This is a genomic window from Amycolatopsis sp. WAC 01375 (genome assembly GCF_003947325.1).
Lineage (GTDB): Bacteria > Actinomycetota > Actinomycetes > Mycobacteriales > Pseudonocardiaceae > Amycolatopsis.
The window spans coordinates 14,660-40,119 of sequence record NZ_QHHW01000010.1; the positions used below are offsets into that span (position 1 = coordinate 14,660).

Genomic DNA, 25,460 nt, shown 5'->3' on the forward strand with positions numbered 1-25,460 from the left:
CCGGCGCACGTCTTCGAACGCCGCAAGTAGGTGACGAATTGCGTGGTCGTCACGCGCCGGGGCCGCGTCCGGACCAGGTCCACGCGTAGCCGGGATCCTCCGACGCGTCGGCCGCTTCGCCGAGTTCCAACGGCGCGAAGGTGTCCACCATGACCGCGGTCTCGTCGAAGAACTGGGCGCCGATCGACGCCTCCGCCGCGCCGGGCTGCGGCCCGTGCGTGAAGCCCGACGGGTGCAGCGAAAGCGAGCCGACCTCGATCCCGGAGCCCTTGCGCGCCTCGTAGTTCCCCCGCACGTAGAACATCAGCTCGTCGGAGTCGACGTTCGCGTGGTTGTACGGCACCGGGATCGACTCGGGGTGGTAGTCGACCTTGCGCGGGCAGAACGAGCAGACCACGAAGTTCGGCCCCTCGAACGTCTGGTGCACGGGCGGCGGCTGGTGCACGCGGCCGGTGATCGGCTCGAAGTCGTCGATGTTGAACACCCACGGGTACAGGCAGCCGTCCCAGCCGACGACGTCGAACGGGTGGGTCGCGTAGGTGTAGCGGGTCAGCCCGGCGCGGTGCCGCACGAGGACCTCGACGTCGGTGCCATCGACGACCAGCGGCTCGGACGGGCCGCGGATGTCGCGTTCGCAGTACGGCGAGTGCTCCAGGAACTGGCCCTTCGCCGACAGGTACCGCTTCGGCGGGCCGATGTGGCCGCGTGCCTCGATGGTCAGCAGCTTGACCCCGTCGGCGTCGTGCGGGAGCACCCGATAGGTGCACGACGTCGGGATGACGAGGTAGTCGCCGTCACCGACCTCCAGTGAGCCGTAGATCGTCTCGACGGTCGCGCTACCGCCCTGGACGTAGAAGAGCTCGTCTCCGGCCGCGTTGCGGTACAGCGGCGAAGGGCGCGTCGCGTGCACGAAGCCGATGGTGACGTCGGCGTTGCCGAACAGCCGCCGCCGGTCGGTGACCGCGTCCGCGTCGCCGAATTTGAGGTCGTGGGTCTTGAAGGCGCGGGGCTTGAGCGGGTGGTTCGGGGCGATCGGGCCGCGTTCGTCCTCGATCGCGACAGCGTCGACGATCGCGGTGGGCAGCCCGCGGTGATAGAGCAGCGCCGAGTCCGCCGAGAAACCCTCGACACCCATCAGTTCCTCGGCGTACAGGCCCCCGTCGGGCTTGCGGAACGCGGTGTGGCGCTTGTGCGGGATCTCGCCTACCTGCCGGTAGTAAGGCATCGGAATCTCCCCGGAACGTGTCCGTTGTGCGAACGATTTTGTCCTGATGTCGTACGCTACTAGCGTGTCAGTCGTGTCAAGCGCTGTGGAACTCACGCCACCCGGCCCCCGAGGAATCCCTCCCCTGTTCGCGCGGCTCGTCGACGACTCGGCGTTGTTCCCGCCCGGCGAGGCGTCCATGCCCGAAGCGCTGCGTGCGCACTTCGCGTCGAGGGCCGGTGAACACTCCGGCATCCTCGGTGTGTTCCTGTGCCAGGCGTCGAGGCTGCCCGAGCTCATCACCGAACTCATCAAGATCAAACCCAAGGAGCCGCTGCCGCTGTCGCTGATCATCGACACCGGCCTCGGCGGGGTCCCGAAGGCGATCTCCATTGTCGAATCGCGCAGCGAGATCCTCGCGCTGCGCATGGTGGAGATGCCGGCGCCGTCGGACGTCGACGAGGTCTGGCTGGAGCGCGTCTCCGAGTTCGTGCCCGAGGACGTCATCCGCGTGGTCGAGCCGCGGCGCGGCGTCGGCTGGCTCGACGGCGTGCGGAAGGTGATCGAGCACGGCAGCTGGCCGAAGATCCGCTGCGGCGGCAAGGCCGGCGAGAACTTCCCCAGCGTCGACGAGGTCGCCGACTTCCTCGCGGTGGTCAGCGGCTCGACCGGGGCGTCGTTCAAGGCGACGAACAGCCTGCACCGGGCCGTCCGGCACACCGAGGAGTCGAGCGGCTTCACCCACCACGGGTTCCTGAACCTGATCGTCGCGTCCGCGCGGAGCCTTTCGGGCGGTGACGTGCGCGCCGCGCTCGAATCGACCGACGGCGCCGCACTGGCCGCCGAGGCCAAAGGCATGTCGGAGCCGGCCGCGAAGGCCGTTCGCGGGCTCTTCGCCTCGTACGCTGCGGCGTCGTTCGACGAGCCCGTCGCCGACCTCGGGGAACTCGGACTGCTGCATTGAACATCGCGCTGCCGCTATCGCGCTGCCAGGGCGCTGGTGGCCGTAGAAGGTCGCCTGTGTTTGGAGGGCGCCCTGTCATCGCGATAGCGGGGCCTTCGGCCAAAAGGCGCGACTTCAAGGGATCAAGGGACCTTTGGTCGCGTGAGCTTCGGGTGCGTGAGCCTCGGGCGTGTGAGTCTCGGGTGCGTGAGGCTTGGTTGCGTGAGGTTCGGGTGCGTGGGGCTGGGGTGCGTGGGGCTGGGGCGAGTCGGCCGTGACTCGTGAAGGGTCGCTGACCCTGGACAGAGGGCTCGCGTTGCTGCAGGCGGTGGCGGACGCGGGTGGCGAGGCGGCGACGATCTCCGAACTCGCCGTCGCCATCGGCGCGAGCCGGGCCGCCGTCTACCGGCTGCTCGTCCCGCTGTCCGAACGCGGTCTGGTGTGGCGCGACGGCAACAAGGTGCGGCTGGGTGTCGGCCTGCTCCGGCTCGCCGGACAGGTCCTCCCGCAGCTGCGCGAGGCGGCAAGGCCGGTCCTGCGCGAACTGGCGGAGAAGGTCGGCGCGACCGCGCATCTGTCGGTCGCGCAGGGGGACCAGGCGCAGGCCGTCGCGGTCGTCGAGCCGTCGTGGACGAGCTTCCACGTGGCCTACCGCGTCGGCACCCGCCATCCACTGTCCGCCGGCGCCGCGGGCAAGGCGATCACGCTGCGTCCCGGCGGCGAAGGCTGGGTCACCTCGTCCGGTGAACTGGAGGCGGGCGCGTCCGGGGTCGCCGCGCCCGTGCGGGGGGTGCCGGGCTTGAAGGCCAGCCTCGGCGTCGTGTCGCTGGAGCCGCTGGACGCCTCCGTGGTGGGCCCGGCGGTCGTCGCGGCCGCCGTCCGGCTGGCCGAGGTGCTGAAGCAGCCCGAGTAGCGCGCCAACAGGCTCAGCGGTGGCTGAGCAGCGGGCGCACCATGGTCGCCAGCAGGGCGAGGTCCACCGCGAACAGCAGCCGCTCGAACAGGCCGAGCGTCACCTCCTGCTGTGACGGCCCGGTGAGCATCGTCCAGACGAAGCCGCCGAGCACGATCATCACCGCGGCGAAGCTGGCCACCGAAAGCCGCCGGATCGTCGTGCGGCGCGGCTCCCACGGGCAGCGCGCCCGGCCGGGACGGGTCAGCAGCCACGCGGCGGCGGGAAGCGCGAGGAAGGCCGCCAGTGCGGCGTAGTTGTGGATCTGCCCGGCCAGCGAACGGGCCTGTCCCTCGGGGTCGACGGGGACGAGCGCGAGGACGAACAGCCCGGCACACCACACGCCGAGCAGGACGAGAACGGATTCGTAGCCGCTGCGGTGTGCCTTCGCGATGCCGCCGAGCAGCGCGAGCGAACCGAACCCCAGCGCCAGGCACATCGCGCCGAACAGCGGCGCCGCCGTCGAACCGGGCGAGAGATAGCCGTAGACGTACTCGGACAGCGTCTGCCAGATCGGGCTGACCTGGCCGGACAGCCGCAGGTGCAGGTCGATCGAGATGGCGACGGCGACGGCCATGCCGAAGATCGCGAGCCTGCCGTGCACGGGGGAGACGGCACGGGCCGCGAGGATCTTCGGGGAGGTCACGACCGGTTTCTCCAGGCACGTCGGGGCGGGTGTTCACCTTTTCGTTTCCGAAAGGTTACCCGGCGAACCTGTGAAAACCCCGTGCGCCTCAGAACGCGAGCTGGGCCAGCGCGAACAGGGAGAACCCGGCGAAGACGAAGCCCGCGACGCGCTGGATGAGCTTCGGGCGGATGCGGCTCCGCACCTTCGCGCCGATGAAGACGGCGAGCCCGGCGACGGCGACCAACGCGACGAAGGAGCCGAGCGCGACAGCGAACGGGTTGCCGAAGCGGGCGGTCAGGCTGGCCGTCGCGAGCTGAGAGGCGTCGCCCCATTCGGCGGCGAACAGCACACCGAACGACGTCAGCGCGGAGCGGAAGAAGGTCGCGGGGCTCGGCCCGGAACGCGACGCGTCCTCTCCGCCGTCCTTGCCGGGACGGAACCCTTCGCGAAGGAGCATGAACGCGCCGATACCGAACATCGCGGCGACGATCGCGGTCACCAGTGTCTCCGGCAGCAAAGTGAGCACACTGCCGAAGGTGGCGGCGATCGCGCATTGCACGGCGAATGCGGCGGTGACTCCGGCGAATACCGGCCACGCGCGGAAACGGGTGGTGAGAACCAGGGTGGCGACGAGGGTCTTGTCCGGCAGTTCCACCGCGAGCACCAGGCCGAACGCGCTGATCAGCGCCAGCATCGAGCTAGACATGATGGTTCGTCACCCCTTTCACTGCAACGATAAAGGGGCGATTCAGAGAAAGGCAAGCTGATGGCTTTTCCGAATCGCACGGCATGTGCGGGCGAATTGTTTTTCATGGCGGGGCGGAATTGAGGTTTCGGTGAACCGAATTCTTTTTTCAGGCTCCGCTGGTAGCGTCCGGGAGCATGGACGGAAGGTCACGGGGACGAACACCTGCGGCCACGGCATCGCGACGGCTGGCCGGGAACGTCGGCTACCTGAAGACCAAGTCGTTCTACGGGCCGGACATCGCTGGCCGCCGCGATGACGCTCTCGCGACCACCGACTCGCTGATCGTCGACGTCCGGGAGAACCGGAGCGGGGATCCGATGGCGGTCGCGCTGCTGATCAGCCCACGGCGACAGTACAAAGTGGACACCCAGCTGGATGTCACCGTCCCGGGTGGACGGGCCGTGAACCCGGTCACGGGAACCAACTGGGAAGGCGTCGGCGTCCGGCCTGACATCGCCGTCGACGTCGAGGCCGCTTTCGACGCCGCGTACGCGCTGGCGCTGGCCCACGTGCTGACACTGGGGGATTCGGGCGTGCGGCGGCAGATCGCCGACGAGGCACGGCTCACACTCGCCGGCCTCGGCTGACCAGGGCGCGGGACCTACGTCCCGGAGAGAACGGGACCACTTGAACTGGCGGGCGCACCCCGGGGTGAGCAGGCTTGAGGCGTGGAGGTTCTCGATCTCGCTAGGTGGCAGTTCGGCATAACCACCGTCTATCACTTCCTGATGGTCCCGCTGACCATCGGGCTTTCCGTCCTGGTCGCCGGGATGCAGACGGCCTGGGTACGGACAGGCGACCGGCGCTATCTGAAGATGACCAAGTTCTGGGGGAAACTCCTGCTGGTCAACTTCGCGATGGGCGTGGTCACCGGCATCGTGCAGGAGTTCCAGTTCGGGATGAACTGGAGCGCGTACTCGCGGTTCGTCGGCGACGTGTTCGGCGCGCCGCTGGCGATGGAAGGGCTCGTCGCGTTCTTCGTCGAGTCGACCTTCCTGGGGCTGTGGATCTTCGGCTGGGACAAGCTGCCGAAGAAGGTCCACCTGGCGTGTGCGTGGGCGTACTCGCTGGCGACCGTGGCGTCCGCCTACTTCATCCTGGCGGCGAACTCGTGGATGCAGCATCCGGTCGGGGTCGAGTTCGTCGACGGGAAACCGACGATGAACTCGATCTGGGCGGTGCTGACGAACAACACCGCGCTGGCCGCGATCCCGCACACGCTGGCGGGCGCCTTCTCGGTGGCGGCGGCATTCCTGGTCGGCGTGGCGGGCTGGCAGCTGTGGCGCAAGCGTTCGGAGGACGACGAGCACCGCTCCGTGTGGCGTTCGTCGTTGCGTCTCGGCGGCTGGACCGGCGTGGTGGCGTTCGCGGTGCTCGCGATCACCGGCGACATGCAGGGCAAGCTGATGTTCGAGCAGCAGCCGATGAAGATGGCCTCGGCGGAAGCCTTGTGCCACACGGAGAAACCGGCGAGCTTCTCGATCATCGCGATCGGGGATGTCGGAGGCGCCAACTGCGAGGACGTCAAGACGTTCAACGTGCCCGCCCTGCTCTCGTTCTTGGCGCACAACGACTTCTCGACCGAGGTCAAGGGCGTGGAGGACCTGATCACCGAATACCAGGCGAAGTACGGCACGAACTACCCGGACGACCCGCAGCTCGGTTCGCTCGCGGGCAAGCCGATCGACTACGTGCCCAACCTGCCGGTGACCTACTGGGGCTTCCGCGCGATGATCGGCTTCGGCGCGATGTCGGCCGGGATCGGCCTGCTCGCGCTGTGGCTGACCCGGCGCGGGCGGATCCCCGGGCAGCGGTGGTTCCCGTGGCTCGTGCTCGGCGGCATCGCGACCCCGTTCATCGGCAACAGCGCCGGCTGGATCTTCACCGAGATGGGCCGTCAGCCGTTCGTGGTGGTGCCGAATCCGACCGGTGTCGACGGCGTGTGGATGTTCACCGCGCAAGCGGTCTCGAAGTTGTCCACAGGCGAGGTGTGGACGTCGCTGATCGCTCTGACGACCGTCTACGCGGTACTCGGCGTGGTCGAAGTGTTCCTGATGCGCAAGTACGTCCGCGGTGGCGTCGACGCCGTCATGCCACCCGAGAAACCGGCCTCGACCAGCAAGAACGGCGAATCCGAAGGCGGTGACAGCGATGACGACGCGCTGGCCTTCGCCTACTGATCGCCTCTTGAGCTCACCTACCCAGCCCCCCGCCCTTCCCGGGGGACGGCCCCGCACCCAGCGTATCGGGGGTATCGCTCGGGTGGGTTACCCACAGCCGATCTGTGGACAACTCGACTGGTTGTGGATAACTCAGGGCAACAGGGGAAGGGACGGCCGGTTGGTGCAGGGCGGCCTGGGGGAGCGTTGCGAAAGCCACTTTCGCAACCTTGAGCGTTGCGAAAGTGGCTTTCGCAACGCTCGGGCCGGCGACGCGAGGGGCCAGCAGGCCGAAGTGAACGAAGCAAGCAGGAGTGCCCGATGACCCTCGAAACGATCTGGTTCTGCGTCATCGCCCTGTTCTGGCTCGGCTACCTCTTCCTCGAAGGCTTCGACTTCGGCGTAGGCATGCTCATGCCGGTCCTCGCGAAGGACAACACCGAGCGCCGCGTCATGGTGAACACGATCGGCCCGGTCTGGGACGGCAACGAGGTCTGGCTGATCGTCGCCGGCGGCGCGATGTTCGCCGCGTTCCCCGGCTGGTACGCGTCGCTGTTCTCGGCCGCGTATCTCCCGCTCCTGGTGGTCCTGCTCGCCCTCATCGGCCGCGGCGTCGCGTTCGAATACCGCGGCAAGGTCGACTCCGATCGCTGGCGCCGCAACTGGGACCGCGTCATCGGCATCGGCTCGTGGATCCCGCCGTTCGGCGTCGGCCTCCTCCTCGCGACCACCGTCCTCGGCCTCCCGCTCGACGCCGACGGCGACCGGGTCGGCGGCGCGTTCGCCGCCGTCCGTTTCGAAACCCTGCTCGGCGCGGTCGCGGTCGTCGGGTTCTCGCTGGTCCACGGCGCCGCGTTCCTCGCGCTCAAGACCGAAGGCGACCTCCGTCACCGGGCGCGGAACCTGGCCACCCGTCTCCTCCCGGTCGCGTTGCTGCCGTTGCTCGCGTTTCTCATCGTCGTCCAGCTGCGCACGGGTGACCTGTGGACGTTGCTCCTCATCGGCATCGCCGTCGTCGCCGCGGTCGTCGCGTGGTTCCGGATCCGTGCGGGCCGCGAAGGGCAGGCGTTCGCCGCGCTCGGCGGGGTCATCGCGGCTTCCGCCGTCGCGATCTTCGTGGCGCTGTACCCGAACGTCCTTCCGTCCACTGTGGACCCGGCGAACACGTTGACGATCGCGGGCGAGGCGTCGAGCCCGTACACGTTGACCGTGATGACCTGGGTCGCGCTGTTCGGCGCGCCCGCCGTCCTGATCTATCAGAGCTGGACGTACTGGGTGTTCCGCAAGCGCATCGGCACCCGGCACATCCCACCGGTGCACGCACCATGACCGAACTTCCCGGCCGCGACACCCTTTCCGCCACGGAGTCCACAATGGACCCAGCGCGACCGGGGAAGGGTCCGCTCGGCGCGCTGGCTCCACTTTCGAGTGCGGCGCGCCGGGCGTTGATCCTCAGTGGAATCCTCTCCTTCGTCAACGCGATCTTGCTGGTAGGCCAGGCTTTCCTGCTGGCCGACGTCCTCTCCGCGGTCGTCCGCGGAACACCGGGGGACCGCACCGCCGGACTGGCCGTGCTGCTCGCGCTCGTCGCGGGACGCGCGTTGACCGGCTGGGCGGTGCGGATCGTTTCCGTTCGCGCGGCCGCCCGCGCGAAGGAGGAGCTACGCGCGAAGGCCCTTGACCACGCCTTGAAACTCGGCCCGGAGTGGATCGCGCGCCGCGGTCACGGCGAGCTGACGTCGTTGACCACCAAGGGTCTCGACGCGCTCGACGCCTACTTCACCCAGTACCTCCCGGCGCTGGTCACCGCCGCGATCGTGCCGCTCGCCGCCGGTGCCGCGATCCTGTTCGTCGACTGGCCGTCGGCCCTGCTCGTCGTGATCACCGTGCCGCTGGTTCCGCTGTTCGCGATCCTCATCGGCAAGCACACCGCCGAGCGGGTCGCCGACGCCGCGGACGCCGAACAACGGCTGTCGGGGCATCTGCTGGAACTCGTCCGCGCGCTGCCGATCCTCAGCGCGTTCCGTCGCGCCGAAGCGCAGGCCGAGACGGTGCGGAAGATCTCCGAACGGCATCGCCGCACGACGCTCAAAACGTTGAAGGTCGCGTTCGCGTCGGCTTTCGCGCTGGAACTGATCGCGACGCTTTCGGTCGCGCTGGTCGCGGTCGTCATCGGCGTCCGGCTGGTCTCCGGCGAACTGCCGCTGGCCATCGGGCTCGGCGTGCTGATCCTCGTGCCGGAGTGCTACCAGCCGCTGCGCGCGGTCGGTGCCGCGTTCCACGCCAGCGAAGACGGCGTCGAGGCCGTGCGCCGGGTCGCGGACGTGCTCGCGGAACCCTTGCCGCCCAACGGTTCCGAGACACCGGCCAAGGGCGAGGTCCACGTCGGCGGGCTACGTGTCGCGAGGCGCGGCGGATTCGCGCCCGACGGCGAAACGTTCAGCGTCCGGCCCGGTCGGATCACCTGGCTGCGCGCGCCGAGCGGCGGCGGCAAATCGACGACGCTCGCCACGCTGCTCGGCTTCGTGCAGGCCCACGACGGGACGATCGATGTCGGCGGTACCGACCTCGCCGACGCCGATCTGGAGCGGTGGCGCGAGAGCGTCGCATGGGTGCCTCAGTCGCCGGTGTTCGGCGGAGGCACGGTTCGTGAGGAGGTCGGCGCCGACGACATCCTCGGCGAACTCGGGCTGGCCGGGCTGGCCGGACGACCGGTTTCGAAGCTGTCGCAGGGACAACGGCAGCGCGTCGCGGTGGCGCGGGCCTTGGTGCGGATCCGGTCGGGCGCGTGGCTGCTCCTGCTCGACGAACCCACCGCCCACCTCGACGAGGTCAACGCCGGGCTGGTCATGACCGCGGTCCGCGAAGCCGTCGACGACGGTGCCGCCGCGATCATCGCCGCACACGAACGCACGTCCGGTGTCGACATGTCGACTGACGTGCGAGCGGAAACCGGAGTCGTGGAAGAGGCTCGGACGACCAAGCCGCTGCCCTGGCGCGACCTGCTGCACCCCAGGTTCTTCGGCGGGGCACTGCTCGGCGCCGCCGCCTTGCTCGCCGGGGTCGCGCTGACCGCGCTTTCGGGCTGGCTGATCGCCAAGGCGTCGCAACAGCCGCCGATCCTGACCCTGACGGTGCTGATCGTCGGCGTGCGGACGTTCGGCCTCGGCCGCGCGGGGCTGCGCTACCTCGAACGGCTGGTCACGCACGACGCCGCGTTCCGGATCGCCGGCAGCCTGCGCGTCCGGCTATGGGAGTCGCTGGTGCGGCTCGGGCCGGCACGCGCGCTTCGGGCCGGTGAGGAGCAGCGGCGGCTGGTCGGCGACACCGACACCGTGCGCGACCTGCTCCCGCGGGTGATCACGCCGCTGGTCGTGGTCGCGCTGGTGGCCGTGGGCGCTATCGCGGTCCAGGCCGCCGTACTGCCCGAAGCCGGACTCGCGCTGGCCGCGGCCGTGCTCGTCAGCGCCTTCGCGCCGCTGCTCGCGCTCCGGGCGGAACGCCGCGCGACCAGTGCGCTGGCCGCCGGACGGCGTTCGGTGTCGGCGCAGGTGCTGAGCCTGTTCGAAGCCGCCGCCGAGTTGATCGCGTACGGGGCCGACAAAGAGCGACGTCGCCGAATCGCCACCACCGACGCGGCCCTGACCGCCGAAGCACGGCGACAGGCTTTCGGTGCGGGCGCGGCCGATGCCCTGATCATCCTGGCGACGGGGGCCGCCACCGTCGTGAGCACCGGGTTCGCCGTGAGCTCCGTCGCCGCCGGCGCGCTGAACCCGGTTCTCGCGCCCGTGGTCGCCCTGGTGCCGCTCGCACTGGCGGAGGTCCTCTCCCTTCTTCCGCCCGCCGCGCAGCACTGGGACACCTTGCGCCAGGCCCGTCTGCGCCTCGCCGCGTGCAATGAAGGAGTCCTTCATAGCAAAATTTGCAATGAAGGGGCCTTTCATAGCACCGGCGGGGTGCGGATCCGGAACGCCGACCTCGGCTGGCCCGGCACCGAACGCCCGGTCCTCACCGGGGTCGACCTCGACATCGCGCCCGGGACGCACGTCGCCGTCGTCGGCCCGAGCGGCGCCGGGAAGTCGACGCTCGTCGCGGCCCTGCTCGGCTTCCTCAAGCCGAGCAAAGGCGAGGTGGCCACTCCCGAGAACGTCGCCTGGGCGCCGCAGGAACCGATGCTCGTCTCGACCACGGTCGCCGAGAACCTGCGGCTCGCCAAACCGGCGGCGTCCGAGGCGGAGCTGCGGAATGCCTTGTACCAGGCCGTTCTCGAGGACGTCGAGCTCACCACGATGCTCGACAGCGCGGGTGCCGGACTGTCGGGCGGGCAGGCGCAGCGGGTCGCGCTGGCTCGCGCCGTCCTCGGTGCCGCGCGGGCCGATCTCGTCCTGCTCGACGAGCCAACCGCCCATCTCGACGAACCGACCGCGCGCACCGTCCGCGAACGGCTCGGCGAGGCGCTCGCCGGGAAGACCGTCGTCCACGTCACGCACAACGCCGCCGAAGCCGGTGACGCGGACGTGATCCTGGAGGTGCGGGAGGGCCGGGTCACAGCGCGCACAAGGGCCGGAGCGGTCTAATGTCGATAGCGCTCATGGATCCCACGCTTGCCGCGCGCGCACTGTCCGCCGCCACCGAGATCACCGGCACCGCCCTGTCCGGCGAAGACCCGGGCGACGTGCTGGAGACCGTGGTCGCCCGCGCCGTCGAACTGGCCGAGGCCGACCTCGGTCTCGTCATGGTGCGCGCGGACGACGGCCAGGTGGTCGCCGAGGCCGCGCACGGGGACACCACCCAAGGCCTTCGAGGGCTGGCCTTTTCCGCCGATTCCGCCGCGGGCCAGGTGGCCAGGGGCGGGAAGCCGGTGGTCAGCGAGGACTTCACCGTCGATCCCCGCACGGCGCCGTTCGTGCCGCCGGAGCTCCAGGGCTTCGGGCCGTTCGCGGCGTCGGCGTTCGGCGCGGGCGGGCGCGTCCTCGGCGCGCTCACCGTGTACCGCCGCCACGGCGGGGAACCGTTCTCCGCCAGCACGGTCGAGGTCCTGACGGCCTTCGCGGCCCAGGCGGGCGTGGTGCTCGCGCTGGCCGAAGGCGCCAACGCGCGGCACCGCGTGACTCTGTACCAAGAGCGTGAACGCATCGCGCGCGAGCTGCACGACGTCATCGTGCAGCGTCTCTACGGCGCCGGGATGCAGCTCGACCGCGTCCGCAAGAACATGCGGAAGCGGTTCGCGCAGGCCGACGGCGCGCGGCTGTCCGAGGCGATCGACCAGCTCGACCAGACCATCGAAGAGATCCGCGGCACCGTGCGCGCCCTGCGCAGCCCGGAACCCGAGAACGAGACGGTCACCGCCACCGACCTCGCCGAATCCGCGCGGGGCGAGGTGCGGATCGCGGGCGAGCTGCTCGGCTACCCGCCGACCCTCGAACTTTCGGGAGAACTGGCCGACATCCCGGCCGAACAGGCGGACCACATCCGCGCCGCCCTGCGCGAAGCACTGTCCAATGTGGTCAGACACTCCGGGGCGAGCGAAACCCGCGTGACACTGAGCCGCGACGCGGAAGGCGTCAAACTTCGCGTGCGGGACAACGGATCCGGTGTCCCGCAGGGGGTCGCCAAACGCGGTCTCCGCCATCTCGCCGAACGCGCGACGACGTCCGGTGGGCGCTTTTCGATCAATTCTTCGCCGAGCCTGGGTACTTTGGTCGCTTTCGACGTTCCGCTCGACCAAACCGTGTGTAATTAACGGTCTTTGTCGCTCGTTAGAGTGACTGTCAGCGTTTTCGGATTAATCCGTAACGGCTGGGGCCGGTGCGCGATTCTAAGTGCATCGAACGCGCTCGCAGCGCGGATTCCCAGTGAAAGGACTCCCCATGTCCTCGGTTCGTCGCGCCATCGGCACGGCCGCCATCCTTGCCGGATTCTCCTTGTTCGGCCCCGCTTCCGTCGCGTTCGCGCTGGTGGAGGCGCCCGCGATCGCCGATCTCGACTGTGGCGACTTCCGGTACCAGGAAGAGGCACAGGCCGAACTCGAAAAAGATCGGTCCGATCCGCACCGCCTGGACGAAGACAACGACGGAATCGCTTGCGAAACGCTGCCCAAACGCGGAACGGCGCCGACCAAAACGATCACTCCCACCGTTCCGCCGATCGTCACGGAAACCAAACCGGCGCAATCCGCCGACAAGGATTGCGCCGATTTCCCCTCGCAGGCCGCCGCACAGGCCGAGCTCAAGAAAAACCCGCGAGACCCGCACAAGCTCGACGGTGACCATGACGGATACGCCTGCGAGTCCCGGTTCGGCGAACCCGCGAAATCCGGCCAGGTGAAGGTCAAACCGGTCGGCGGGGTCGCGACCGGCGGCGGAGAAGCCAACGGTGGTCCCCTGGAGATCGGCGTGGTCGCGCTGGCAGGCGCGGCGCTGTTGACCGCGACAGCCGCGGGCGCGTCCCTGGTGCTCAGGCGGCGTGCCGAACGATGACCTCCGCTTCCTGGCGCCGGTGGCCGTTTCCGCTGGTCATCGGCACACTTCTCGGGGTGGTGCTCGCGGCCGTGCTGACCGCGTGCGCCGTCCCGCCGCCGGGCAAGGTCGCGTCGCCGGCGTCGCCCTCCACGGTGTCTTCGGTCGCGGAAGTGCCGCCGCTCGCGCCCGCGAAACCGGCGAGACTCGAGATCCCGGCGATCGGGGTCCGCACCGGCGAGATCGTCGACCTCGGCCTGGCCGGTGACGGCACCCTGCAGGTGCCGCGGGACGCGATCACCACCGGCTGGTTCACCGGCGGCCCGGCACCCGGCGAGACCGGGCCCGCCATCCTCGCCGGGCACGTCGACTACAAGAAGGTCCCCGGTGTCTTCGTCCGGCTCAAGGAACTGAAGACCGGCGACGAAGCCCTCGTCCACCGCGTGGACGGGAGCACCGCGGTGTTCACCGTGTACGCGGTCGAACGGCATTCGAAGGCGTCGTTCCCGACGGAGAAGGTTTACGGCGACACGACCGGGCCCGAACTGCGCCTGATCACCTGCGGCGGGGATTTCGACTCCTCGACCGGCAACTACCTCGACAACGTCATCGCCTACGCGAAACTCGTCCGCGCCTAGATTCGAGGCATGCGCACCGTCTACGTCGTCACGCATCCGGAGGCCACCCATCACGTCGATCGCCTCGTGGGTGGATGGTTCGACGCCGAACTCACACCCGCGGGTGAACGCGCGGCCGCCGCGGTCGCCGAGTCGCTGCGCGCGAGGGTGCCGGAAGAGGTGGAGCTCTACTCCTCGGACCTGCGCCGCACCGCCCGGACGGCGGAAGTGATCGGCGACCGGCTCGGCGTGACACCGATCCTGGACCGGCGACTGCGCGAGAAGTCGTACGGAGAAGCCGGTGGCCGTCCGCAGGAGTGGCTGGACAGCCGGTTCGTCCCGCCTCCCGCCGTCGGCGACCGGCTCGGCCACGACGAAGGAATCCCCGGCGCCGAAACGAAAGGCGCGATGGCCGCGAGGGTGTACGCGGCCATGGAGTCGATCCTGGAGAGCCGCTGCGAGCACCAGATCGTCGTCACACACGGCGGCGCGCTCACCTTCGTGATCGCCGCTTGGATCCGGATGCCGCTCGAGTCGGCCGGATACGTCGACTTCCGCGGTTCACCCGGCAGCGTCACGGTGCTGCGTGAGGACGACTACTTCCACAACCGGCAGGTCGTTACGCTCGCCGGGAAATGACAGGATCTCCCCGAACTGTCGATCATGATGTGGGGAGATGACATGCCGAGGTTCCTGCGAGCCGTGGCCCTTGCCGCCGCCGTGGCGGTCGTACCGGTGGCGGTGCCCGGCACGTCCGCCGCTTCGACCGTGTCGACAACGTCGCGCTGCCCGCAGCTGCGACTGGCCGACCACTGGTACGGCGACAACGCGGCGAAGATCCAGCAGGTCATCGACGAACGCGGCCGCTGCGGCGCGAAGCACGGCGAGCGGCCGATCGCGGTGTTCGACTGGGACAACACGGTCATCAAGAACGACATCTCCGACCAGACCGTCTTCTGGATGATCCGGCACGACAAGGTCCTGCAACCGCGCGACAAGGACTGGCGCACGACCAGCCGGTTCATGACCGACGCCGGCGCGAACGCGCTGACCAAGGCGTGCGGCACCGCCACTCCGGCCGGAAAACCGCTTCCGACCAGCGAGAACGTCGCCTGCGCCGACGAGCTCCTCTCGGTGCGGAAGAACGCGAAGACGACCACCGGCGAAGAGGTCTTCGCGGGGAACGACCGGCGGTACATGGAGGCGGCCTACGCCTGGGTCGCGCAGATCAACGCCGGATACCGCCCGTCCGAGGTTCGCGCGATCGCCCGGCAGGCCAGGGCCGCGGCGCTGCTGGCGCCGATCGGGGCGACCCAGAAGGTCGGTTCGAGTACGCAGGTCGCGTGGATCCGGTACTACCCGGAGATCAAGGACCTGATCGCGACACTGAACAAAGCAGGCTTCTCGACGTGGGTCGTTTCCGCCTCGCCCAAGGAGTTCGCGGACGTCTGGGGTTCGGCGGTCGGCATCCCGCCGAGCCGCACGCTCGGGATCTACTCGCAGACCACGAACGGCCGGATCAACGGGCACCTCGAAGGCTGCGGCGGGCACGCCGACGGCGCCGACGAGATCATGACCTACATCGACGGCAAACGGTGCTACATCAACGAACGCATCCTCGGCATCCGCGGCGCGAAGGCGATGGAAGCGGCACCGGCGGACCGGCGGCAGGCGCTCGCCGGCGGCGACGCGACCACCGACGTCACGATGCTGCGCGACGCCACCGGAGTCCGCGTCACGCTCAACCGCAACAAGGACGAGCTGATGTGCCGCGCCTACGACGACGCGGACGGGAAATGGGCGGTGAACCCGATGTTCATCGAGCCCTTCCCCGCGTTGAACCGCGCTTACCCGTGCTCGACGACGGCGTACGAAAACGCCGACGGCACGCACGGCCCGGTGCTGCGCGACGACGGCACGGTCATCCCTGATCAGCGCGACACCGTGCATCCCTGAGCGGGTTCACGATGCGTGACGCTCGGTCGCCCCGCTGCTACCGTGGCGTTCTTGGCTGAGTGAGGGGGAGGCCGTGGTTGACCTGTTGCAGGTCGTCGTGGACGAAGCCGCGAAAGCGGCCGCGACCTCGGCGGTGGGCGCCGTGTCCACGGCCGGGCGGAACGTCGTGTCGCTGCTCAGGGAACGGCTCGGGACGGGCAAGTCCGGAAAGGACACGCTGAGTTCCCGTGCCCTCGCCGTCGCCCGCGCGGACAAGGAGTGGGCGGATCGCCTGATCGAGGCGGTGTCGGAACTCCACGCCGAAAACGCTTCGACGGCGACGGCCGGCATCGAGAACTTCCGTAACCACTTCGCCATCCTCGCCGACCCGCCGCGGACAGGGTTGAAACTGATCGTCGGCCCTGGCGGTTCGGGAAAGACCGAACTCGCCCGCCAGATCGCCGACAGGGTCCAGGAAGACTTCCCGTCGGGCCGGGTGGAGGTGCCGCTCGCCCGGTATCGCGACGGCGACGAATTCGACGCCGCCGCCGTGAAACGGTACGTGCTCGAAGAATTCGGGATCCCCCGCGGCGAGATCCCGGTCGACGACGAGCAGCTGGACAGGCAGTTCCTGTCCGTGCTGGTCACCAGGTCGTTCGTGCTGATCCTGGACGACGTCCGGCTGGCGGCCGAGCCGGCCTTGTTCACCCGGTTCCGCACCAGCCTGGTGCTGGCGACGGCTTCGGTGTACAGCCGCGAACTGAAAGCGTGTGACCCCACCGCGATCGAGTTGTCCGGGCTCGACGTCGAAGGTGCTCGTCAGCTGCTCGTGGACTTCTGCGGCAAGGTCCGGCCGCTGGACGAACCGGTCGAGGCCGATCAGCTGATCGGCCTCTGCGACCGGATGCCCCTCGCGCTCCGCGAGGTCGGCGTCACCCTCGCCGGTCGTGCCGGGGAAACCCGGCCGGTGGCGACGTTGCTCGACGAGTATCGCGCGACGGGTGTCGTCGACGCCGAAGGCGCCATCCAGGATTCCATGCGGCGGACGTTCGCGCGGCTTTCCGATGCCGCTGCCGAGGCTTGTGCTCTGCTGGCCGAGCATCCCGGTGGCTTCTTCACCCGGGCCACCGCGGCGGCGATGACCGGCGACCCGAAGGTCCTCGACGAACTGATCGCCGCGCAGCTGACCGTTCAGTCCGGTGACTGGTATTCGCTCAGAATCCTTGTGGGGCACTACGCGCGCAAACTACCGGCGGATCGGGACGCGGCCTTCGACCGGCTGCTCGCCTACGTCCGGGACACGGCGGTCGCGGCGGATTTCCGCGAGAACCCCCGGCGTCTGCGCACCTACGTCGTCCCGCCGAAGCGGACTTGGGAACTGCCGGTCGATCACATCGACTGGCTGGAATGGCACCGGTCGCTGATCGGCGAGCTGGTGAAGCTCGCCTGTCTGCGTCGCCGCTACAAGGAAACCCTGCAACTGGCCGGGGCCTTCGAAGCGCTGGTGAACAAACGTTGGTACTGGCGCGAATTCGTCGAGATCAGTGATTGGGCCGTCAAAGCCGTCGAGGCGGACGAGGACGCGAAGCCCGGTCAGCTGCCGCGTGCGTTGATGATGCGGGGCAAAGCCCGGTACCTGGCTCGCTGGTTCCCGGCCGCGCTGGAGGATCTCGACCGGGCGGCGGAGATCCTGGCGGGCCCGGCGGTGGGCATCGCGGACCGCAGATGGCGCACGCTGCGGGCGTCGCTGGCGGAGTTCCGGGGACGGTTCCACGAGGAGCGCGCGGATCTGCTCGTCCATCGTCAGGCCGGGAAAGCGGAGATCGAGCGCGAACTCTCGGAGGCCGCCCGCCGGCTCCGCCTCGCGTGCGCGCTCAGCATGGAACTCGAAGACGGCCCCGCTCTCGCCATCCATCCCCGGATGCTCGCGAACGTCCTGATCAAGCTCGGCGAACCGGCCGAAGCGATCGCCGTCCTCGGCACGATGACCGCCGAGGGGCGCAATCAGGCCCGGATCGAGATGGTCTACGCCAACGCTTACCTGGCGCTGGGCGAGCTTCCCGAAGCGCGGGCACGCTTCGGCTCCGCGTGGAATCAGCTGGTGTCGCAGCGAGCCACCCAGTACGCCTGGGAACTCAGGGAACTACAGGCACGGTTGATGACCGCCGAACGTGACCCCGGCGCGATCGAGGTGTGGGGGAGTCTCGCCTACGACGCGACTCAGCTCGGTCACCCCCGGGCCGACCGGTATTTCACCGCACTCGAATCGTCACCGGCCGGTCGCCGACCTTGAGCGATTCGGTCGGCGACAACCGGCCGAGGTACGCCAGCGAGGCGGCGATCAGCGGGTCGATGGAAGGGTTCGTCAGCGTCAGCTCCCGGCGGCCACCGTCACGGGTGCGGACCAGGCAAGTGCTCCTGCCGACGGTCGCCGCGGCCACGGCGGCGTCCGGCCACTGCCGGAGAATCTCCTCCGACCACTGGGGAAAGCCCTCGGCTTCCTGGTCCTCCAGCCTGCGGTAGACGATCGCCGCGCCGGACAGCTGTCGCAGCGTCGCCCGCGTTTCGTGCGCCACCAGGTGTTTGCCCGCGAGGTCGTGCCGTCGGCCGGTACTCGGGAACCGCATGATCCTGACCGTCGGCCCGGCCTCCTCCGCGCCGACGACGAAGGTGGCGACCTCCCGCGGCGCGACGTCGGGGACCTCGTGGGGCGGGAACGAGGCTTCGGTGGCGGGCTCGGAAAGCTTCATCAGCCGGTACAGCCACGGCCGCAGCAGCTCGGCGGACATGTCCGCGGCGCCGACGGCCTGTTTGACGACGGTCGCGTGGTCACCGGGGCTGTGCCGCCGGATCGCGAGATCGATCTGCGGCCCCAGCGCGTCGTCCGGATCGAGCCGCGCGGTCCGTTCGGCGAGCGCTTCGATGGGGGAACCGGGAACCATGGTTTCGCCGCCGTCGCCGATCAGGAGCAACGGCCGGTCGACCGCGGCGGCGTACAGCGCCAGCGAACCGAAGTCCGAGATGACACACGAAGCGGCGGTGAGCGCGGCCTGCCAGCCGGCTTCGGGCGGGAGCACCTGAAGGCCCGCCTGCCGCGCTTCGGAGAGCCACGCGTCGACCTGCCAGGGGCTGTGAGCCGAGGTGATTCCCGGATGGAGCACGGCGCAGCAGCGGTAATCGTCGTACTCGAGTTCGGAGACCAGGCGCAGCGGGAGATCGGGCACGGTCCCCAGCAGGGAACCAGGCCCCCAGGTGGAGGCGATGACCACCAACGTGTGGCCGGAAGCCCCGAAGGCCGCGCGATAGGCGGGAGCGCGATGGATGCCCGCGCGCAGGCGGTCATGGCACGGATCCCCGACCATCACCGCGCGTGCCGCCGCGTCCGAGCCCGCTTCCCGCAGGTGGGCACGTTGCTCGGGATGGGAGAGCGCGACCATGGCGGGGACGACCCGGCCGTCGCGGACGAGCCGGTCCGGATTCATCCCGGCGACCGTCCGGCTCCGCGGGTAGTACTTCTGGTAGCCGATCCCATGCGGCACCAGCACGATCGGCGCGTCGAAGAGATGGAGATCGTCGTTCTCGCTGGCCGCGATCACCAGGTCGAAGCGGCTTTGGACGGCTTGCCGCCACGGAACGACCGAGGCGCGGAGGGTGCCGAGGAATTCGGGGACGCCGGCGCCGAAGATCGCGGTGCTGTCCGCGTCGTAGGTGAAGACCAGCTGGAGACGGCGGTCGTTCTCGATCAGCGACAGGATGTCCAGCAACCTGGTCAGCGTCGTGACGGTGCGGACGACGACCAGGACCTTGCGTTCGACGCCGATGGTGAGCCACTGGTCGTACTCGGGATCAACCGGGACCTTCGCCCAAAACGACGGGGGGGGGGGTACCTTTTTCGCGCACTACCTGTCCCGGCGCGCGATCCACGCCGCGGCCTGCGTGCGGCGCTGCATGCCCAGCTTCGCGAGCACCGACGTCACGTAGTTCTTCACCGTCTTCTCGGCGAGGAACAGGCGCTCCGCGATCTCGCGATTCGACATGCCCTGCCCGATCAGGTCCAGCACCTCGCGCTCGCGTTCGGTGAGGGAACCGAGTTCGTCCTCGGGCGGATGACGCAGCTTGTCGAGCACCCGCGCCGTCGACAGCGGGTCGAGCAGCGACCGGCCGGCCGCGACCTCACGGACCGCGTTGACGACGTCCTGACCGCGGACCTGTTTCAGCAGGTACCCGGCGGCGCCAGCCATGATCGCGCCGACCATGGCCTCCTCGTCGTCGAACGCGGTCAGCATCAGGCACTGCGGCGGATTCGGCTTCGAGCGCAGCTCACGGCAGAGCGCGATGCCGTCACCGTCGCCGAGCCGCACGTCGACCACCGCGACGTCCGGCTCGACGTGCATCGCCACGGCCAGGGCCTCGTCGACCCCGCTCGCTTCGGCGACGACCTCGATGTCGGGCTCGTCGGTGAGGAGGTCACGCAGACCGCGCCTCACCACCTCGTGGTCGTCGATGAGCAGCACCTGGATCGGCATACCCCCACGTTACTTCGCGGCCGCCCAGTAGATCGCCCGCGCCACCTGCGAGTACAAGCCCTTCGGGTGATCGCGGAACAGCGGCTCGGTGCCGAACAGCACCGCCCGCCCGCCGAGCCCCGAGGTCCCGGACACGACCGCGGCCTGTCCCGCCGCCTGCAGCGGCCCGCCCGTCCCGTCGTCCTTCGTCCGCCAATGCCCCGCGACCAGCGGATTCCCGCTCGCGTAGCGCTGCTCGACACTGACCGAGGAGCCGAGATCGGTGAACCAGAACGGCCCGTAGACGAACGAGTCCGGCAGCGCGCCGCCGCCGACCGGGCCGGTCCCGTTGACGACCGAGACGACGCCGTTCCCGTCTTCCCAGCCCTCCACCGGACGCGCTTCGAGAAGTCCCACGTCGGTGTTGAAACGGGCGCCCGTCGCGCCGCGGGTGACCACGCCGCCGCGGGAGAGGAAGGCGCGTAAGGCGTCTTTCGCGGCCGGGTCGAGGTCGGTGTACCGCAGTCCCGAAGAGACGAACAGCAGGTCCACCTTGGACCAGTCGAAGCCGGCGTTGAGCACCGACGCCGACACCGGCCGCACGTCGAAGCCCATGTCACGCAGTGCTTTCAGCTCGTCCGCTCCGACGGCGGCGGCGATCGTCTTGCGGGTCAACGGCGTCGTCGTCCCGCGTGCCTCGGTGAACCGGACGCCGTAGCGGTCCGCCACCTCGGCGGCGGCCGGGCGCGCCGACGCGGGGACGACGATCGTGCCGTCGTCGGTGCGGCCGAGGGCGAGGCCTCGGTTCAGCAGGTCGTTGACGGCGCTGACGTCCTTGCCGTCGACGAGCTTCAGCGCGAGGTCACGGCCGGGTGCGGCGTCGATGCCGCCGGTCGGCGACGCCGCGACGACGTCGTGCGCCCGGACGTCGAGCCTGCCCTGCTTCACGATGTCGACCGACGCGCCCCACAGCAGGCGATGGCTCCAGCCGGAGATGTCGTACATGACCGGCACCTTCGCCGAGATGTCGCTGCCCTGCTCCAGCATCACGTTCGCCAGGCCGCGTTTCGGCTGGTGCATGTCGACCAGGTACGAACCGGCCGGATACCGGCGCCCGGCCAGCGAGAACGGGCGATCCGCCTGCCGCACGCGGATGTCGTTGGCCACCAGATGGTCGACGAGACGGGAAGCGGCGACGCCCGAACGCTGGTCCGCGCCGTTGGGGATGACGTACGCGCGCGGGAACTCCGTGCGGTAGCGGTCTTCCTGCCCGAAACCGGGCACGAACCCGTCGGGGATCTCACGCTGCGCTTCGCCGGCTCCGCCGCGGCGGAACATCTCGATCTGGTTCGCGATCAGCTCACCGCGATTGCGGTCGACGTAGTCCAGTGTGCTGCCGATCGTGGCCTCGACGACCTCGGTGTTGATCACCGCGCGCCGCCGCAGTTCCGGCACCGGCTGCGCCTCGTAGTCCGCGTTGTTGACCCGCATCGGGATCTCGATCGTGAAGGACACCGCGCCGTGGTACATCGCGTACTGGGCCGTGTAGATCGGCGCCCAGCCGTCCCAGCTGCCGGGTTCGTAATCGCGGAACGGGATCTCGGGCTTCGCCGTCTCCGGCCGTCCGAGTGCCTTGACCGCCTTCTCCATGCCGAGGCCGTTGGCGTAGCCGTGCTTGATGTAGAGGTCGAAGTCGTAGTTCTGGCCGTGCGGCGGGGTGGTCGGCTCGATGAGCGTGTTCTCGACGTAGCCGTGTTCGTCCAGCATCATCAGCGGCTGCTTGCCGATGGCGATCCCGCGCATGGCCCGCACCTCGGGCTGCGACGCGGTGACGAAGTCGCGGTTGGGGTCGAAGCCCTGCGACGTCTGCCGTGTGCCGGCGACGCGGCCGTCCGGATTGGCCGTGACGTTGAAGTAGAAGCGGTTCCGCTTCAGCAGTTCGGCGGTCTTGGGATCGTTCGACGTCGCCAGCTTCTCGATGACGCGGAGCGCGCCGTCGGTGCCTTCCCATTCGTTGCCGTGGATGTTGTTGTTGATCCACACCGGCGCCTTGTAGCCGTGGCGCAGGAACGGGTCGCGCGCGGCGCGGGCCGGGTCGTTCTCGATCAGCGAGCGCCACGCGTCCTGCCGCCGCGTCTCACCCGGATGCTCCGGCGCGGTGAGCGTCACCAGGTAGAGGTCGCGGCCGAGACCGGACTGCCCGGCGATCTCGACCGAGATCCGATCGCTGCGCGCCTGCAACGCGTTCAGCTTCGGCGCGATCGCGTGATACGGCGCGAGCCCGAGCTTGATCGACTTGTCGGCCGTGTTCTCCGGGTACACGCGCAGCTTGGTCTTGCGCGGATAACCGGAACGGTCGCCCGCGACGTTCTCGCCCGCCGCGGCCCGCGCGGCACTCATCGGCGGGTCGGTCGCGGCGACGTCGTTGCGTTCCGGCCCGTTGCCGGGTTCCCGGTGCGGCGACGTCGGCGGTGGCGCCGCGTACGACGGCGCGGCGACCGCGCTCAGGGACAGCATCAGGGCCAGGACCACGGTGCGAGCCGAACGCGACAAGGGCCACCTCCAGGGACGTCGGCTCAGTCTTTCCGCGGATCGAACGCCCTACAAGCTCCGAAAGGCGTCTAATCGGGCGCCGGGAAGCGGATTTCGTTCCGGTCGATCTTGGCGTTGGCCGCTTCGATCAGGTCCACCCCGAGGCTGTTCGCCAGCTGGAGGAGGTACAGCGTGACGTCGGCGATCTCGTCGACGACGTTGTGTGCCAGTTCAGGGTCGGTGCGCCACTCCGCGGATTCCTCCGGGGTGAGCCACTGGAACAGCGATGTCAGCTCGCCGACTTCGCCGGACAGGGCCATGACCAGGTTTTTCGGCGTGTGGAAAGGTTCCCAGGCGCGTGCCGCGGCGAAGTCGCGGAGGCGCTGGTCGAGGTCGTCGAGAGTCACATGCCGTGCCTACCAGATCGTCACGGTGCGCTAACGGCCGTATGGCGGACGAGCGTTGACGTGCAAAGTGCAAATTGCATAACGTCGCTCGGCGTCGGGAGACCGATCCGGAAGGAAAGTCTTGACGTATCAGCGAAGCCTTCGGTCTCGCATGCTCTCCATCGCCTTCGTGCCGAGCGCGGCCTTGGTGCTCGTCGCGTTGTTCATCGGCGGATTCCTTGTTCAGCAAGCAATTCAGGACCGCGACGACGCCGAAACCGGAGCGGTCACCATGGCCGAGGCGAGCCGGGGGATCGCCTCGCTGCAGCGGGAGCGGTCGGTCGCGTTGCAGGTGCCGGGCACCCGTTCCGCCACCTACACCGCGTACGCCGATCGCATCGACACCTCGCTTTCCTCCCTGCGCGAGATCGCACGGGCCGCTCCCGACGCCGAGGTCGGCTATCAGCAGACGATCGCCGTCGAACTGCTCACCGCCTTCGAAGGACTGGACCGCAGCGATTCCCTCGCGGTCGCCGGAATCGACGACGAAGGGAGGCACGACTACGCCGCGGCCGTCGGTGCCTACCGGTCAAGGCTCGACGCGGTCGCCGGAAAGATGACGGAAAGTAGCCGCCGGACTTACCGTGATCTCGTCGCGAGCGAGGACTGGGGCCGGTTCGGCGCGGTCGAGACCGCGTTGAGCGCGGCCACGCCGCCGCCCGTCGGCCAGGATGCCTGGCGCGCCTCGGCCGGCGTCGTCGGCCGGACCCTCGGCGACCTCACCGCGCGGCAGATCGAGCATTCGGCGCAGCTCGCGATCGACGGCGGACGCCGCGTGCTGGGTGGCGCCCTCGCCGCCGCCTCGGCGATTTCGCTGCTCGCGGGGGTGGTGATGGCGATCGCCATGCAGCTCGCCTGCCGTCTCCCGATCCCGATCATCCGCTGCCCTTCGCGGCTCGAAGCGACGCCACCGGCCTGGTCACACCTGGTGAGCGATTACGCCGAAAAGAGCACGCTGTTGGCCCACACGAGTCGGCGAACCGGTCGGGCAGACTTGTCCGGGTGAGTTCCCCGACGGATCTGCGCCCCTACCTGCGTACTTTGGACGCGGAAACGCTGGCGGAGCTGCTCCACGCCCACGCTGAGCGTGACCCTGTGTTACGACAGGCCCTGGAGAACCGCTTCGCCACCCAGGGGAGTGATCTCGCCGAGGCACACCGTCTACTCGACACCGCGGTGATGGCGGGCAACGTCGAGTACGCCGCGAAGGTCGGCTCCGTCCTCGACACGCTGCAGCGACTTCTCGACGCCGGCAGCCGCGCCGACCTCGCCCCGCTCGCCCGCCGGACCGTGGACGACATCAGCGAGATGCTGGAGCAGATCGACGACACTTCAGGCGAGGTCGCGGACAGGCTGGACAGGGCCGTCGAGCTGTACGCGCGGGCCTGCGTCGCGCGCCCGCCGGATCCGGAGAGCCTGGCCGCCTGGATCCTCGAAGTCGAGTTCGACGGTCCCGGCTGGCCCGCCATCGAGCTGGCCGACTTCGCCTCCGCCTTGGGAGACAAGGGGCTCGCGCGAATTCGATCCACTGTGGACAGCGTGCTGGCCGAGCAGCCGTCCGGTGCGAAACGCGAGACGGCCGAACGGTTGCGCGAGGAGCTTGCGGAGGTGTCCGGCGACGTCGACGCGCTCGTCGCGATCCTCGCCGCCAAGCCGCCGCGGGTCGACGTCAGCCTCAAGATCGTGCGCGTGTTGCGCGCGGCGGGCCGGCACAGCGAGGCCATCGCGCACGCGGCGCGGGCACTCACGCACGACAAGAAGGAGGAGGCTCCGCCGCTCGAAGAGGAGCCGGTTCCTTTGTCGCGCAAGGAATTCGACGAGAATCCCGTGGCCGTGACCTACCTCGCCCTGCGCGAGGAGTCGCTGGAAACGGGGCGCTGGGTCGCGCAACGGAAGACCGCGCTGGCCCGGTTGCGCGAGCTCGCCGCCGAAAGCACGGAGGCCGCCGACGAACTCGTCCGCGCGCTTCTCGGCGAGGATCGCGCCGACGAGGCATGGCGGGCGGCGGTGCGTTTCGAGGCCTCTTTGCCGGTGCGCGTCGAACTCGCGGATTCGCGTTCCGTCGCCCATCCCGCCGAAACCATTCCCGTGTATCGGGACCATGTCGAAGAATTGATCACCCGGAAAGATTCGAACTCCTACCGTGCGGCGGCCCGGCAACTCCGCAAACTGCGCACGGTGCACAAAAAGGCCGGTACGGCTGAAGAATTCAGCTCGTACCTGAACACATTGGTGGAAATACACAAACGCAAGACGCGGCTGATCGCCGAGGTCAAGGCGGCGAGGATCGCGATTCCGAAACCGGTCAGGGCGTAACCGCGCCCGCCGCCCTT

At 69.3% G+C, this 25,460-nt stretch carries 21 protein-coding genes; 14 read left to right on the forward strand and 7 right to left on the reverse strand.

Going from position 1 to position 25,460, the window contains the following annotated elements:
- Window positions 1-49: 49 nt before the first annotated feature.
- Window positions 50-1,225 (reverse strand): homogentisate 1,2-dioxygenase, encoded by a 1,176-nt coding sequence (locus DL991_RS02295; protein WP_125780459.1) that lies wholly within the window; start codon window positions 1,223-1,225, stop codon window positions 50-52.
- Between the two features lie 85 nt (window positions 1,226-1,310).
- On the opposite strand from DL991_RS02295, the gene DL991_RS02300 reads away from it, so the two are divergent.
- Both DL991_RS02300 and DL991_RS02305 read left to right on the forward strand, forming a co-directional pair.
- Complete coding sequence (locus DL991_RS02300; RefSeq protein ID WP_305016678.1) at window positions 1,311-2,168, forward strand: hypothetical protein; 858 nt, start codon at window positions 1,311-1,313, stop codon at window positions 2,166-2,168.
- 253 nt (window positions 2,169-2,421) lie between these two features.
- Window positions 2,422-3,060, forward strand: coding sequence for an IclR family transcriptional regulator (locus tag DL991_RS02305; protein ID WP_125780461.1), 639 nt, complete (start codon window positions 2,422-2,424; stop codon window positions 3,058-3,060).
- Window positions 3,061-3,073: 13 nt separating this feature from the next.
- Here DL991_RS02305 and DL991_RS02310 read toward each other — a convergent pair whose 3' ends face one another.
- Together DL991_RS02310 and DL991_RS02315 are read right to left on the reverse strand one after the other, a co-directional pair.
- Window positions 3,074-3,745, reverse strand: a complete 672-nt coding sequence (locus tag DL991_RS02310) for a DUF998 domain-containing protein (RefSeq protein WP_125780463.1) — start codon at window positions 3,743-3,745, stop codon at window positions 3,074-3,076.
- Between the two features lie 88 nt (window positions 3,746-3,833).
- A complete protein-coding gene (locus tag DL991_RS02315; RefSeq protein ID WP_125780766.1) occupies window positions 3,834-4,421 on the reverse strand; it encodes a TMEM165/GDT1 family protein in 588 nt (195 codons plus the stop codon).
- Window positions 4,422-4,609: 188 nt separating this feature from the next.
- On the opposite strand from DL991_RS02315, the gene DL991_RS02320 reads away from it, so the two are divergent.
- The 10 genes from DL991_RS02320 to DL991_RS02365 all read left to right on the forward strand — a co-directional run bounded on the left by DL991_RS02320 (window position 4,610) and on the right by DL991_RS02365 (window position 17,937).
- Window positions 4,610-5,062 (forward strand): hypothetical protein, encoded by a 453-nt coding sequence (locus DL991_RS02320; RefSeq protein ID WP_233598643.1) that lies wholly within the window; start codon window positions 4,610-4,612, stop codon window positions 5,060-5,062.
- Between the two features lie 81 nt (window positions 5,063-5,143).
- Window positions 5,144-6,655: a cytochrome ubiquinol oxidase subunit I gene (locus DL991_RS02325; RefSeq protein ID WP_125780465.1), complete on the forward strand. Its 1,512-nt coding sequence runs from the start codon at window positions 5,144-5,146 to the stop codon at window positions 6,653-6,655.
- A gap of 300 nt (window positions 6,656-6,955) precedes the next feature.
- Window positions 6,956-7,963 (forward strand): cytochrome d ubiquinol oxidase subunit II, encoded by a 1,008-nt coding sequence (gene cydB, locus DL991_RS02330; RefSeq protein ID WP_125780769.1) that lies wholly within the window; start codon window positions 6,956-6,958, stop codon window positions 7,961-7,963.
- Window positions 7,960-11,211 (forward strand): thiol reductant ABC exporter subunit CydC, encoded by a 3,252-nt coding sequence (gene cydC / locus DL991_RS02335; protein ID WP_125780467.1) that lies wholly within the window; start codon window positions 7,960-7,962, stop codon window positions 11,209-11,211. The genes cydB and cydC overlap by 4 nt, the downstream gene beginning before the upstream one ends.
- A gap of 14 nt (window positions 11,212-11,225) precedes the next feature.
- On the forward strand, window positions 11,226-12,377 hold the full coding sequence (locus tag DL991_RS02340; protein WP_125780469.1) for a GAF domain-containing sensor histidine kinase: 1,152 nt from the start codon (window positions 11,226-11,228) through the stop codon (window positions 12,375-12,377).
- A 127-nt stretch (window positions 12,378-12,504) separates the two neighbouring features.
- Window positions 12,505-13,113 (forward strand): excalibur calcium-binding domain-containing protein, encoded by a 609-nt coding sequence (locus DL991_RS02345; protein ID WP_125780471.1) that lies wholly within the window; start codon window positions 12,505-12,507, stop codon window positions 13,111-13,113.
- Window positions 13,110-13,730: a class F sortase gene (locus DL991_RS02350; RefSeq protein ID WP_125780473.1), complete on the forward strand. Its 621-nt coding sequence runs from the start codon at window positions 13,110-13,112 to the stop codon at window positions 13,728-13,730. Before DL991_RS02345 ends, DL991_RS02350 begins: the two co-directional genes overlap by 4 nt.
- A 9-nt stretch (window positions 13,731-13,739) precedes the next feature.
- A complete protein-coding gene (locus DL991_RS02355; RefSeq protein ID WP_125780475.1) occupies window positions 13,740-14,348 on the forward strand; it encodes a histidine phosphatase family protein in 609 nt (202 codons plus the stop codon).
- Window positions 14,349-14,390: 42 nt separating this feature from the next.
- Window positions 14,391-15,665, forward strand: a complete 1,275-nt coding sequence (locus DL991_RS02360; RefSeq protein ID WP_125780477.1) for an HAD family hydrolase — start codon at window positions 14,391-14,393, stop codon at window positions 15,663-15,665.
- Window positions 15,666-15,738: 73 nt separating this feature from the next.
- Window positions 15,739-17,937: a tetratricopeptide repeat protein gene (locus DL991_RS02365; RefSeq protein ID WP_125780479.1), complete on the forward strand. Its 2,199-nt coding sequence runs from the start codon at window positions 15,739-15,741 to the stop codon at window positions 17,935-17,937.
- Here DL991_RS02365 and DL991_RS02370 read toward each other — a convergent pair.
- From DL991_RS02370 to DL991_RS02385, 4 genes are all read right to left on the reverse strand, one after another.
- Window positions 17,897-19,408: a hypothetical protein gene (locus tag DL991_RS02370; protein ID WP_233598644.1), complete on the reverse strand. Its 1,512-nt coding sequence runs from the start codon at window positions 19,406-19,408 to the stop codon at window positions 17,897-17,899. The genes DL991_RS02365 and DL991_RS02370 overlap by 41 nt on opposite strands.
- Window positions 19,409-19,543: 135 nt before the next feature.
- Window positions 19,544-20,170 carry a response regulator transcription factor gene (locus DL991_RS02375; RefSeq protein ID WP_016330621.1) on the reverse strand — a complete coding sequence of 209 codons (627 nt, stop codon included), beginning with the start codon at window positions 20,168-20,170 and terminating at the stop codon, window positions 19,544-19,546.
- A gap of 9 nt (window positions 20,171-20,179) precedes the next feature.
- Window positions 20,180-22,702, reverse strand: coding sequence for a M14 family zinc carboxypeptidase (locus DL991_RS02380; protein WP_125780483.1), 2,523 nt, complete (start codon window positions 22,700-22,702; stop codon window positions 20,180-20,182).
- Between the two features lie 68 nt (window positions 22,703-22,770).
- A complete protein-coding gene (locus tag DL991_RS02385; RefSeq protein WP_125780485.1) occupies window positions 22,771-23,088 on the reverse strand; it encodes a nucleotide pyrophosphohydrolase in 318 nt (105 codons plus the stop codon).
- Between the two features lie 151 nt (window positions 23,089-23,239).
- On the opposite strand from DL991_RS02385, the gene DL991_RS02390 reads away from it, so the two are divergent.
- The gene (locus tag DL991_RS02390) at window positions 23,240-24,133 is read left to right on the forward strand and encodes a nitrate- and nitrite sensing domain-containing protein (RefSeq protein ID WP_125780487.1); all 894 of its coding nucleotides are present in this window, start codon (window positions 23,240-23,242) and stop codon (window positions 24,131-24,133) included.
- Entirely contained in the window at window positions 24,130-25,443 is a 1,314-nt protein-coding gene (locus tag DL991_RS02395) for a hypothetical protein (RefSeq protein ID WP_125780489.1), read from the forward strand. Before DL991_RS02390 ends, DL991_RS02395 begins: the two co-directional genes overlap by 4 nt.
- Window positions 25,444-25,460: the final 17 nt, after the last annotated feature.